10 protein-coding genes and 3 pseudogenes are annotated in these 11,339 nt (G+C 72.8%); 7 read left to right on the plus strand and 6 right to left on the minus strand.

Annotated features, from left to right (window positions below; translation table 11 throughout):
* The first annotated feature begins 178 nt into the window (after window positions 1–178).
* From ACIA79_RS19540 to ACIA79_RS19550, 3 genes and pseudogenes are all read left to right on the plus strand, one after another.
* On the plus strand, window positions 179–871 hold the full coding sequence (locus ACIA79_RS19540; protein WP_399429551.1) for an ABC transporter ATP-binding protein: 693 nt from the start codon (window positions 179–181) through the stop codon (window positions 869–871).
* Entirely contained in the window at window positions 868–3,285 is a 2,418-nt protein-coding gene (locus ACIA79_RS19545) for an FtsX-like permease family protein (protein WP_399429552.1), read from the plus strand. Before ACIA79_RS19540 ends, ACIA79_RS19545 begins: the two co-directional genes overlap by 4 nt.
* Window positions 3,286–3,647: 362 nt before the next feature.
* A pseudogene (locus ACIA79_RS19550) lies at window positions 3,648–3,953 on the plus strand (MBL fold metallo-hydrolase); the annotation flags it as partial.
* Window position 3,954: 1 nt separating this feature from the next.
* Here ACIA79_RS19550 and ACIA79_RS19555 read toward each other — a convergent pair.
* Window positions 3,955–4,381 (minus strand): annotated as a pseudogene (locus ACIA79_RS19555) (MerR family transcriptional regulator); the annotation flags it as partial.
* A gap of 34 nt (window positions 4,382–4,415) precedes the next feature.
* Window positions 4,416–5,093 (minus strand): alpha/beta fold hydrolase, encoded by a 678-nt coding sequence (locus ACIA79_RS19560; RefSeq protein WP_399429553.1) that lies wholly within the window; start codon window positions 5,091–5,093, stop codon window positions 4,416–4,418.
* A 247-nt stretch (window positions 5,094–5,340) separates the two neighbouring features.
* Between ACIA79_RS19560 and ACIA79_RS19565 the strand changes: the two genes are divergently transcribed.
* The 3 genes and pseudogenes from ACIA79_RS19565 to ACIA79_RS19575 form a co-directional block, all read left to right on the plus strand.
* On the plus strand, window positions 5,341–5,580 hold the full coding sequence (locus ACIA79_RS19565; RefSeq protein ID WP_399429554.1) for a hypothetical protein: 240 nt from the start codon (window positions 5,341–5,343) through the stop codon (window positions 5,578–5,580).
* Window positions 5,580–5,954 (plus strand): toxin Doc, encoded by a 375-nt coding sequence (locus ACIA79_RS19570; RefSeq protein ID WP_399429555.1) that lies wholly within the window; start codon window positions 5,580–5,582, stop codon window positions 5,952–5,954. The genes ACIA79_RS19565 and ACIA79_RS19570 overlap by 1 nt, the downstream gene beginning before the upstream one ends.
* Before the next feature lie 65 nt (window positions 5,955–6,019).
* Window positions 6,020–6,877 (plus strand): annotated as a pseudogene (locus ACIA79_RS19575) (GNAT family N-acetyltransferase); the annotation flags it as partial.
* Between the two features lie 101 nt (window positions 6,878–6,978).
* On the opposite strand, the gene ACIA79_RS19580 reads toward ACIA79_RS19575, so the two are convergent.
* On the minus strand, window positions 6,979–7,578 hold the full coding sequence (locus tag ACIA79_RS19580; protein WP_399429648.1) for a CBS domain-containing protein: 600 nt from the start codon (window positions 7,576–7,578) through the stop codon (window positions 6,979–6,981).
* A 349-nt stretch (window positions 7,579–7,927) separates the two neighbouring features.
* Between ACIA79_RS19580 and ACIA79_RS19585 the strand changes: the two genes are divergently transcribed.
* The gene (locus tag ACIA79_RS19585) at window positions 7,928–8,656 is read left to right on the plus strand and encodes a class I SAM-dependent methyltransferase (protein ID WP_399429649.1); all 729 of its coding nucleotides are present in this window, start codon (window positions 7,928–7,930) and stop codon (window positions 8,654–8,656) included.
* A gap of 37 nt (window positions 8,657–8,693) precedes the next feature.
* Here the strand turns inward: ACIA79_RS19585 and ACIA79_RS19590 are convergent, their stop codons facing one another.
* The 3 genes from ACIA79_RS19590 to ACIA79_RS19600 form a co-directional block, all read right to left on the minus strand.
* Entirely contained in the window at window positions 8,694–9,884 is a 1,191-nt protein-coding gene (locus ACIA79_RS19590; RefSeq protein ID WP_399429556.1) for a polyprenyl synthetase family protein, read from the minus strand.
* 140 nt (window positions 9,885–10,024) lie between these two features.
* Complete coding sequence (locus ACIA79_RS19595; RefSeq protein ID WP_399429557.1) at window positions 10,025–10,648, minus strand: class F sortase; 624 nt, start codon at window positions 10,646–10,648, stop codon at window positions 10,025–10,027.
* 193 nt (window positions 10,649–10,841) lie between these two features.
* Window positions 10,842–11,339, minus strand: a 498-nt coding sequence (locus ACIA79_RS19600; protein ID WP_399429559.1) for a hypothetical protein, incomplete at its 5' end; no start/stop codon positions are given.

Below are 11,339 nucleotides of genomic sequence, written 5' to 3' on the forward strand. Positions count from 1 at the left end.
GTCCGACCAGGCCGTCGTCCCCAAGTCCTCCTCCTCGGGGAGGAGTCCGCGGCCGGATCGTCCGCGGGAAGGGGGTGATGTGGGTTCCGCGGACGACGTGCCCGCCACGTGGCGGTCCTAGGTTCGCAGTCCGGCAACGGCCCGTTGCCTCTCGCGACCGTAAGGACGGACAGCCCGCATGCATCAAGTGATCGAACTGGACGGTGTGGTGAAGCGCTACGACGGCGCCGACGCGCCGGCGCTGGGACCGCTCACGCTCAGCGTCGCCCAGGGTGAGGCCCTTGCCGTGACGGGGCCTTCCGGCAGCGGCAAGTCCACGCTGCTGAACCTCGTCGCCGGCCTGGACAGGCCGACCGACGGCGCCGTGACCGTGGCGGGGCGACGGATCGACCGGTTGAGCGAGCACCGGCTCGCCAGGTTCCGTCGCGAGCGCATCGGCATGGCCTTCCAGTTCTTCAATCTTCTCGACGACCTGACCGTCACCGACAACATCCAGCTCCCGGCCCTGCTGACCGGGACCGGCCGGCGGGAGGCGGCGGCCCGCGCGGGTGAGCTGATGGAGATGCTGGGAATCCACCAGCACGCCCGCGCCTACCCCGGCCGGCTGTCGGGAGGTGAACGCCAGCGGGTCGGTGTCGCCCGGGCGTTGATCAACCGGCCCGAGCTGTTGCTCGCCGACGAGCCCACCGGTGCGCTCGACACCGCCTCGGGCCACGGCGTGCGCGATCTGCTGAGGGATCTGCACCGAGGTGGCCAGACCATCGTGCTGGTGACGCATGACCTGGCGCTGGCGGAGGCGTGCGCGAGCCGCACGATTCACCTGGTCGACGGTCACCTCGCCCTCGACACGTACGCGCAGGCCGTCCGATGAGCCTGTTCGGTCACGGCGCGCTGGGCCGGGTGGTGCGCTCCGGGGTCGGCCGGCGGCGCGTGCAGACCGTGGTGATCGCCCTGGCCACGATGATGGCCGTCGCCTCGGCCGTGGTCGCCGGGGCGCTGATGGTCGCCGCGGCCGCGCCTTTCGACCACGCCTTCGCCGAGCAGCGGGGCGCGCACATCACGGCACAGTTCGATCCGGCCACGGCGAGTGCGGCGCGGCTGGCGGAGACCGGAAGGCTGGACGGCGTCACCGCGAGCGCGGGCCCGTACCCCTCCATGGCGTTCCGCCCGGTGGACCGGGCGGGCTTCCGGCTGCCGGCGCTGACCCTGGTCGGGCGGTCCGGTCCGCACGGTGACGTGGACCGGGTGGAGGTGACGTCCGGCCGGTGGGCGCAGAGGCCGGGCGAGATCGTGCTCAGCTCGTCGTTCGAGGGGCCGGGCATCGAGATCGGCTCCGCCCTCAGGACGTCGGACACCGCGGACGCCCCGGCCCTGTCGGTCGTCGGCTTCGCCGTGTCGAGCAGCAGGACAGCGGACTCCTGGGCCACCCCGGCGCAGGTCGCCGCGCTGGCGTCAGGCGGCCATCCCGTCATGAGTCAGATGCTCTACCGCTTCGACCGGGCGGGCACGAAGGAGCAGATCCTCGCCGCCCGGGCGAAGCTCGCCGCCGCGGTGGGGTCCGGGGCGCTGCTGGGTACGCAGTCGTGGCTGGACACCAAGCGCGCCGCGGATCAGGGCGCGGCGGCGACGGTCCCGTTCGTGACGGCCTTCGGCGTGCTCGGCATCGTGATGTCGGTGATCATCGTCAGCAGCGTGATCAGCGGTGCGGTCGGCACCGGCCTGCGCAGGATCGGCATCCTCAAGGCCATCGGCTTCACCCCGCGCGAGGTCGTCCGTGCCTACGTGGCCCAGGCTCTGGTTCCGGCCTCCGTCGGCATCGTCGTGGGAGTGGTGCTGGGCAACCTCCTGGCGGTGCCGATGCTGGCGGACACGGAGTCGATGTACGGCACCGTCGCGCTCTCGGTCGCCTGGTGGGTGGATGCCGCCGTGCCGGCCGCCGCACTGCTCGTCGTAGGGCTCGCGGCGCTGATCCCCGCACGGCGGGCCGGAAAGCTGCACACGGTCGAGGCCATCGCGGTCGGCCGGGCACCGCGCACGGGGCGCGGACAGTGGGCGCACCGGGCGTTGGGGCGGCTGCCGCTGCCCCGGCCCGTGACCTACGGCCTCGCCACCCCCTTCACGCATCCGGTCCGCGCCCTCGCGATGCTGCTCGCGGTGGCGTTCGGCACGATCGCGGCGACCTTCGCGGTGGGGCTGACCTCGTCCCTGAGCGCGGTCGGCTCCTCGCAGGATCCCGAGAGCCGCGCCGCGGTCACGGTCACGACGGTCAAGCCGCACACCATCGCACCCCCTCCGCCGCCTCCCGCCGGGGGCGGCGGCGAAAGCCCCTCTCCCGTGAGCGGCAGCGTGGCCGGCACGTCCACGCCCGGGGCCGCCGACCCGGCGGAGGTGCGGGCCGCCCTCACCTCGCAGGCCGGCCTGGGGTCGTACTACGGCAAGCTCCCGACGGAGGCCGCCGTGGCCGGGGTCTCCGGCACGGTGCAGATCAGCCTCTACGAGGGCGATGCGCGCGACGGCAGCTACGCGATGCTCTCCGGGCACTGGATCACCGGCAAGGGGCAGGTCGTGGTGCCCACGCGCTTCCTGGAGCGGACCAGCACCGAGGTCGGCGACACGGTGCGGGTGACCTACGAGAAGGAGAGCGCCGACCTGCGGATCGTGGGCGAGTCCTTCGACACTTCGGGCAACGAGCTGGAGATCCACGCGGACATGGCCGACTTCCCCTCGGCCAGGGCCAGTACGTTCCTCGTCACGGTGAAGTCCGGCGTCTCCGCAGAGGCGTTCGCCCGGAAGCTCGCCGCGGTGGTGCGGCCGCTGGGCGGCAACGCCACGACGGTCCCCCCGGCGGAGCAGAAGGGCGTCATCCTGCTCATGGAGGCGATGGCACTGCTGCTCACCCTCATGCTGGTCTGCGTGGCCGGCCTCGGCATCCTCAACTCCGTCGTCCTCGACACCCGGGAACGCGTCCACGACCTGGGGGTCTGCAAAGCGATCGGCATGACGCCGCGGCAAACCGTGAGCCTCGTGCTCGCCCCGGTGGCGGCGATCGGTGCGCTCGGCGCCGTCATGGGCGTGCCGACGGGGTACGTGCTGCACGGCCTCGTCATGCCGGTGATGGGGCGCGCCGTGGGTACCGGCATGCCGGCACCGGTCCTCGATGTGTACTCGCCGGTTCATATGCTCCTGCTCGGGCTGGGCGGCGTCGTGCTCGCCGTGCTGGGCGCGCTGGTCCCGGTCGGCTGGGCGGCCAGGGCCCGTGCGGCCACAGCGCTGCGCACCGAGTAGTGCCGGCCGGAGCAAGCGGGCCTGCTCCGGGTTGTGCCCGGTGAAGGCGGCGCACCAGGACCGCGAGGGCCCGCTCCGGGCGGGCTCGGCGAAGGCGGCGCACCGGGCGACCGCGGCCGGGCCCGCCGGCGGGCCCGGCACCGAGTCCGGATCGGCCGCGCCCGCACGGGCGAGTGCCCCGGCCGTCATTCCTCCCTCTCGTGCCCCCGGGCGGTCCGCCCGCTCCGCATGGAGTGGCCGGGAAAGGGCAGTCGGTCAATCCGGGATGCGGAGGGTGCCACGACCGGACGGGGCAGCCGGCTGACCCCGGCAGCGGAGGACCGTGGCACGCTCCGCCCGCCACGCCGGGAGCGGGAGGCGCAATGGACCGGCCGAGAACCGAGGGCACCGCGGAGATCCTGTTCGTGGGCAACGCGACCCTGCTGATCACCTACGGTGAGCTGACGCTGCTCACCGACCCCAACTTCCTCCACCGCGGGCAGTTCGCCCACCTGGGCTACGGCCTCGTGTCACGGCGCCGGACGGAACCCGCCCTCGACGCGGCCGGCCTTCCGGAGCGGGACTTCGACGCCGTGGTCCTCTCCCACCTGCACGGGGACCATTTCGACCGCCGGGCGCGCCGGCACCTGGACCGCGGCATGCCGTTCGTGACGACCCCGCACGCCTCCGGAAGGTGTCGTCGACGAAGTCGGCTATGAGCCGGCGCTGTTCCGCCTGGGAGAGCGTGGCCAGTCGGTGCATGAGGTGCGTCTCCATGGTCGTGGGGTCGTGTCCGGGGACTGCTCGTAGGACGGCGCGGCGCAGGCGGAGCGTCCGGATCTGCACGTCCAGGGCATCGGCGTGCGCCTCGGCGACGTCCGCCATGGATGCCTCACGGTCCAGCACCTTGCGCACGCTCTCCAGGCCGAGCCCGAGATCGCGCAGCGTGCGCGCCAGATCCAGGCGCGACGGCGTCGGCGCCGCAGAGCCGGTAGCCCGCCGGGCTCCGGACGGTGGGCGGGACGATGCCCTTGTCGGAGTAGTACCGGATGGTCTTCACCGTCAGGCCGGTCCGGCGGGCCAGTTCTCCGATGGAGTGGAGCGTGTCGCTGTCCATGCCCCCGGCTTGGTGTCTCCCCCCGCCGGGGGACTCAACCGTCCCGTGCTGTCGACAGCAGGACCTTCAGGAGTTCGTCGGGGGCGTCCCGCATCACGTTGTGCCCGGAGGCCAGGGCGTGCGTGCGCCAGGCGGGATCGTCGCGGAGGCGTTCGTGGAGTGCGGTGAAGGGGGACCGCCCCTCCCATCCGGTGGCGTAGACGTAGTCCCTGCTGCGGTAGCGGTCGAGTCCGCCCTGCAGCCGGATCGCCTGGAGCAGGGAGGCCAGTGGGTGCGGTGTCGCCCGGGGGTCGAAGAAGGGCAGCGGCGCACTGCTGTATCCGGTCTCGCCGACACCGGCCAGGTACCAGGCCCGTTCCTGGTCGGTGACCAGGGACCAGCACGAGTCGCCGTGCTCCGGAACCATGGCGTCGACGTAGACCAGACCGGCCACGCGCGCGGGGGCACGGTCGGCGGCGCCGGTGATCACCATGCCGCCGTAGCTGTGGCCGACCAGCACGGCGTCGGTGATCTCTTCGTCCTCCAGGAGGTTGACGACATCGTCGATGTGGGTGTCGAGGTTGACCGTGGCGGTGAGCAGGTGCCTGCGGTCTCCCACGCCGGTGAGGGTCAGGGGGTAGGCGTGATGGCCGTGTGCCCGCAGCCGGCGTGCCAGCGGCTCGAAGGTCCATGCGCCGTGCCACGCGCCGGGTATGAGGACGAAGGTGGTCATCACGGTTCTCCTTGTCTCCGTGTCGGTCGGCCGTCAGGCCGTGACGGTAGGCATGATCATGCCGGTCGTACGGCGGCTGTCGCCGTGTTCGTGTGTCGTGGCGGCCTGGTGAAGCTCCGGGTGCGTCGCATCCGTCCGGCCGGTCGCACGCAACGCCCCCTCGCCGCGTCGTTGCGGACCCGCGCTGCCCGCCGCGGGCAAGCGTCGCGCCCTGGCACCGCTGGTACCTAGTAGGTACCATGGCGGTATGCCGTCCTTGAACATCACCTTCACCGACGAGGAGCTCGAAGCGGTCCGCGCCGCGGCGGCCGCCGAGGGGAAGTCCCTCAAGCAGTTCGTCCACGACCTGCCCCTGCGCGAGCAGCAGCGCCTGCAGTTCGTCCGGTACGCCGTCTCCTGGGGCGAGACACATCACGCCGAGTTCGACGACGCCTTCCCCGACGAGGCTCCCCCCGCCCACCGCCGCCGGGGGGCGGACGCGGCCTGATGGTGTTCTTCATCGACGTTCCCTGGCTGCTGGACGTCCAGGAGCAGGCCGTGCCCGAGGACGTCAGCGTCGCCGACTACTCGGCCCTGGTCGCCGCCGTGGCCCGGCACAGGACCCGCATCCCGCGCCCCGCGACCGCCGAACCCGACCCCGCCTGGCGTGCCGCGGCCCTGCTGCACACGCTGGTGCGGCTGCAGCCGCTGCCGTACCGCAACAGCCTGTTCGCCTGCCAGGTCGCCGCCGCGTACATGCACGCCGCCGGCGAGGGCATCGACCCGCCGTACGGCGCCATGGTCGACCTGGTCCGCGACATCCAGGCCGGCAAGGTGAGCGTCTACCAAGCCGCCGACCACCTCCGCACCTGGCGCATCTGACCGGGACACGGACACCGGTCGTAAACCGGGTGCGGACCGCCGGTGCCGTGGTGTGTGATCGGCGCATGCCTATTGCACTGGACACACCGGGAGTCGACGGGCTGGGCGACGCTGTGCGCGTGCTGCGGGAGTGGCAGAGCGACGGGGCACCGATGCACCTGCACCCGGGGGACCTCGGCTGGTTCTGGCGGTCCGGTGCGGAAGCGACGGCCGCCGCGGTCAGGACGTGGAGCCGGGGCGGGCGGATCCTCGCCGTCGGGCTGCTCGACGGCCCCCGGCTGGTGCGGCTGACGATCGCGCCGGAAGCCCGGCGGGACGAGGCGCTGGCGCGGCGGCTGGCCGACGACGTGAGCGACACCGAGCGCGGCGTGCTCCCCGAGGGGAGGGCGAACATCGAGGCCCCGGTGGGCGCCCTGGTCCACGATCTGCTGTCCGAGCACGGCTGGAGCACCGACGAACCGTGGACGCCGCTGCGACGCGACCTCACCGAGCCGGTGCGTGACCCGGGCGTGCGGATCGAGGTGGTCGGGCCCCGGCAGGCGAACGTCTTCGCCGCCGTCCACCGGGCGGCGTTCGGCGGATCGAGGTTCACGGACGCGCACTGGCACGCGATGGCCGCCGGATCCCCCTACGCCGACGCCCGGTCCCTGGTCGCGTACGACGACCGGGGCGACGCGGTGGCGGCGGTGACGGTGTGGTCGGCCGGTCCGGGGAGGCCCGGGCTGCTCGAACCCATGGGTGTGCACCCGGAGCATCGCCGTCACGGCCACGGCACCGCGATCAGCGTCGCCGCGGCGGCCGCACTCCGCGAGCTGGGCTCGTCCAGCGCGATCGTGTGCACCCCGAGCTCCAACGCCGGAGCCGTCGCCACCTACCGGTCGGCCGGCTTCCAGCAGCTCCCGGAAGTCCGGGACCGGTACCGGGCCCAGGGGTGTCGTGCACGGCCGCGCTGCGTATCACCCGTTCCCGCACGTCCCCTCACCGCGAAGCCGGCGCGGAATCCGCGGCGCGAGGGCGCGGCGTTTCACGGCTCCGCGCGGCCCGGTGCGGTGAGGCGGTCGATCACCGTGACGACCCCGTCGACGCCTTGGCACAGCCGTACGATCACCGGGATCGCATCCGGGGTCGGTACCGTACCGCTGAGGGTGACGGCACCGTCCGACACCTCCACGGTGAGCGCGGCCGGCGACAGGCCCAGTGTGCGCGTGAGGATGTCCTCCAGGATCTCTTCGTGGATGGCCCGGTCGCGGCGCAGGAAGAGCTGCAGGAGGTCGCTGCGGCTGATGACACCGATGAGCCGGCCCGCGCCGTCGACCACCGGCAGACGTTTGACGCGCCTGCGCTCCATCACTCTCGCCGCCTCCACCGCGGTCCATTCGGGCCGGGCGCAGAGAGCGGGGGCCGACATCAGCCCTTCGGCGGTGGTGGGGCAGTTCTCCGACAGGCGCGAGTGGAGGAGATCGGCCTCCGACACGACGCCGACGGGCCGGCCATCCGCTTCGACGACCGGTACGGCCGTGATGCCGTACTCGTCCAGCAGCCGGGCGATCTCCTTGAACGGCGTCCCGCGCTGGACGGTGACCGCGTCCGGTGTCATGAGGTCGGCGACCGTGCGATGTCTCATCCGTGAGCACCCAGTCCTTCGATGGAAGCGTTGCTCCCATGATCCTCGCGATGGGCCGCGAGGCCCGGTCCCACGCGAGGCCGGCCCGTGCGTGCCCTCAAGCGGCGACCGGACCGCTCGGCCGCGCATGCGCCGGCGCGCCAGGGTGGCGACACCCAGGGAACGCATCCGTCCGGGCGCGCTCGCGCGGCGGGGACTCGCGGGGGGCCGGGACGGCACCGGCCGCCCGGGGAAGAGCTCGCATGGGCACGTGCCCGCATGTGACGTGCCCACATGTGCACGCCTGCGGAGTGCCGCGCATGCGAACGAGCCCCCCCCGCACCGGACCATGACCCCGGGAGAGCACCCGATGACACTGCTGCACGACCGCGACCTGGCACGCGCCTTCGACCACGCGTCCCACGGCTACGACCGTCTCACGGCCCTCAACCCCGGCTACCGCACCGACCTGCTCCGCTCGGCGCGCCGGCTCCGGCTGCCCCGGGACGGGGAAGGCATGCACGTCCTCGACCTCGGCTGCGGTACGGGCGCCTCCACCCGCGCCCTCCTGCACGCCGCACCGCGCGCCCGCATCACCGGCGTGGACGCCTCGTCCGGGATGCTGCGGCGCGCACTGGCCAAGCCGTGGCCCGAACGCGTGAGCTTCCTGCACCTGAGCGCGGAGGAGCTGGCGACCGCCGGGGAAGGCCCGTTCGACGCGGTCTTCGCCGCGTACCTGTTCCGCAACGTCACACGGCCGGACCAAGTCCTCCGGACCGTCCGTACCCTGCTGCGACCGGGCGGACGCCTGGCCGTCCACGAGTACAGCCTCAGCGGGTCGGCCGTCCATCGCGCCCTGTGGACGGCCGTGTGCCACGGGGTGATCATTCCGCTCGGCACGCTCAGCGGTGACCGTGCCCTGTACCGCCACCTCTGGCGCAGCGTCCTCGCCTTCGACACCGCCCCCGCCTTCACGGACCGGCTGACCCGGGCGGGGTTCTCCGGCGTGCGCGCGGCGCCGGTCGCTGGATGGCAGACGGGGATCGCGCACACCTTCCTCGCCCAGAACCCTCCCGCCACCGCCGCCCCCCGGCCCTGACACCCCGGCCGGCCGCGCCCTCAGCCGCCCGCCGTCCTCACCTTCCGCCCTCGGTACGGTCGTCCTCCTCGGTGCCCTCGGGACGGTCGGTGCGGTCGGGACGGTCCGGGAGAACGACGCCCGACGCCCGCTCGACCAGCAGGGCGAACTCCCGCCGTACGGTGACGTCGGCACGGGTCCGGTCGAAGTACCGCACACTGTCGGCCGCCAGGTCCGCCACCTTCGACTCCACCACGGACCGTGCCCCGGTGCGCTCCAGCGCCGCCCGCATCCGCTCCACGGTGTCGTCCGACCGGGGCCCCGCGCCGGCGGCCAGCGCGGCGGAGGCGTCCTCGTCCCCGCGGGCGCCGGCACGCCGGAGGCCGACGGCGAGCAGGTAGGTGAGCTTGCGCGTCCGCAGGTCGTCACCGACCGGCTTGCCCGTGAGGGCCGGGTCCCCGAACGCCCCGAGGAGGTCGTCCCGCATCTGGAAGGCGAGCCCCGCGCACCGGCCGGCGGAGCGCAGCGTGTCCAGCTCGTCCTCGCCGGCGCCGGCCAGTGACGCGCCCAGCGCGAGCGGTCGCTCGACCGTGTAGAGGGCGCTCTTGAGCGTGGCGATCGTCACCGCCTCGTCGATGCCGGAGGCGCCGGCCGCCTGCGCGTGGAGGTCGCGGTACTGGCCGGCGACCATCTCACTGCGCATCGCCCGCCATTCGGCGTACAGCCGCGGGCCGTGCGGTGAGCCGAGTGCGGTCTCCGTCAGCACGTCGTCCGCCCAGGCGAGGGCCAGGTCCCCGGCGAGCACCGCGGCGGCGATGGCGAAGGACTCGGGTGACCCGCTCATCCGGGCGGCGCGGTGCATGTGGGCGAGGTCGACGTGCAGCGCCGGCGCGCCCCGGCGCCGCAGGGAACCGTCCATCACGTCGTCGTGCATCAGGGCGCAGGCCTGCACCAGTTCGAGCGCGGCACCGACGCGCAGGACCTCCGTGGCGTCGCCCGAGCCGCCCGCGGCCCGCCATCCGCACCACGCGAAGGCCGTGCGCAGCCGCTTTCCGCCCCGCAGGAGGAACGCGCCGACCCGCCCGGCCATGTCACGGGCGAACACCGGGTCCACCGCGCCGGCCCGGCGCAGCTCCGCGTCGAGCACGTCCTCCAGAACCGTTTCCGCAGCCTTGACGGCGCCCACGGCCGTGAGCGGGCCGTCGGCGGGTCCGGCCGTCTCCGCCATGGCCGGCCGCATCTCGGACATGCACCACCCCTGCTTGCTCGCGGTCATCTCCACATCAGGACTTCCGTCCCCGAGCCGGGCCCGGATGCGCCCTTGAGCACCGTGCCGGGCACCCGCCACGACCGGCGGGCGGTCCGGGACGCCCCGCCCGCCGGTGAGGATCACCGCTTCTTGGGCGGCGACTTCAGGTGGGCGAAGACCACGGTGTTCTCCGTGTACCGCTTCTTGCTGCGGTCGTAGCTCCCGCCACAGGTGATCAGCCGCAGCTGGGCATCGGGCGTGTCGGCGTAGACGCGGTCGTCGGGAAAGTCGTCCTGGGGGAAGTTCTCGACATCGTCGACGACGAATTCCGCAGTGGTCCCGTCCTTGCGGACGACGCTGACGGTGTCGCCCTCGGACAGGGAGCTGAGACCGGCGAAGACCGCGGGCGAGGTGGTGGTGTCGAGATGACCGGCGACGATCGCGGTGCCGCGCTCTCCCGGGGACGCGCCACCGGCGAACCAGCCGACCAGGTTCGTGTCATCGGGAGGCGGGGCGTTCAGCCGCCCGGACGAGCCGATGGACAGCTCGGTGAACGGCGCATCGACGTCGATGCTGGGGATCAGCAGCCGTGTGGGCGCCGACCGCGGCAGTGAGAAGGTTTCCGCTTTGGCCGGGCCGGCAACCGTGGGCGCGGGCGCAACCGGGCGGCTCGCCACGGGCGCCGGCGCAGGCGCAGCAGCCGGGGGGCTCGAAGGGCCGGCCCAGCTGAGCGCGACCACGGCCAGCGCGAACACCGGGAGCATGACCGAAAGGAGGCGTCGCGATAGACGTTCCCGCGACGACGGAGGAGCAGGGTCGACCTGTGGACGGGCGTTCATGCCGCAGCGCACCCCAAGTGAGCGAAGTGGACACACCGTAGTTCGAACCGCAGCGTGCGGCCGCGACCCTTCCCCGAAAGGAGCCGCAGCCACACGCTGTGCATGTCAGCGCACCGGATCAGGCAGCGCCGCCGCGGACGGCACGGCGGCGGAGCATGTAACCGCCCGCGCCGAGGGCACCCAGGAGCGCCAGGCCTCCGGCGACCGGGGCCGTGGAGGAGTCCAGACCGCCGCCACCGGTGTGCACGCCGCCGCGCGGCTTGTCGTGGTTGTCCTTGCCGTACTTGTCTTCGTCCTTCTTGGACTCGTGGTCCTTGTTGTACTTGTCTTCGTCCTTCTTGGACTCGTGGTCCTTGTTGTACTTGTCCTCGTCCTTCTTGGACTCGTGGTCGTTCTTGTCGTAGTCGTCGCCGCCGACGGTGGCGAAGAGGCCGCCGCCGGTGTGCACGCCGCCGCGCGGCTTGTCGTGGTCGTTCTTGCCGTACTTGTCTTCGTCCTTCTTGGACTCGTGGTCCTTGCCGTACTTGTCTTCGTCCTTCTTGGACTCGTGGTCCTTGTTGTACTTGTCCTCGTCCTTCTTGGACTCGTGGTCGTTCTTGTCGTAGTCGTCGCCGCC

This window comes from Streptomyces sp. NPDC051310 (assembly GCF_044455245.1).
Taxonomy (GTDB): Bacteria; Actinomycetota; Actinomycetes; order Streptomycetales; family Streptomycetaceae; genus Streptomyces.

Coding starts and splice junctions, on each gene's coding strand:
- ACIA79_RS19580 (WP_399429648.1), bottom strand. CDS start 7,578: ATGAGACATCGCACGGTCGCCGACCTCATGACACCGGACGCGGTCACC.
- ACIA79_RS19570 (WP_399429555.1), top strand. CDS start 5,580: ATGGTGTTCTTCATCGACGTTCCCTGGCTGCTGGACGTCCAGGAGCAG.
- ACIA79_RS19545 (WP_399429552.1), top strand. CDS start 868: ATGAGCCTGTTCGGTCACGGCGCGCTGGGCCGGGTGGTGCGCTCCGGG.
- ACIA79_RS19540 (WP_399429551.1), top strand. CDS start 179: ATGCATCAAGTGATCGAACTGGACGGTGTGGTGAAGCGCTACGACGGC.
- ACIA79_RS19590 (WP_399429556.1), bottom strand. CDS start 9,884: ATGTCCGAGATGCGGCCGGCCATGGCGGAGACGGCCGGACCCGCCGAC.
- ACIA79_RS19595 (WP_399429557.1), bottom strand. CDS start 10,648: ATGCTCCCGGTGTTCGCGCTGGCCGTGGTCGCGCTCAGCTGGGCCGGC.
- ACIA79_RS19560 (WP_399429553.1), bottom strand. CDS start 5,093: ATGACCACCTTCGTCCTCATACCCGGCGCGTGGCACGGCGCATGGACC.
- ACIA79_RS19585 (WP_399429649.1), top strand. CDS start 7,928: ATGACACTGCTGCACGACCGCGACCTGGCACGCGCCTTCGACCACGCG.
- ACIA79_RS19565 (WP_399429554.1), top strand. CDS start 5,341: ATGCCGTCCTTGAACATCACCTTCACCGACGAGGAGCTCGAAGCGGTC.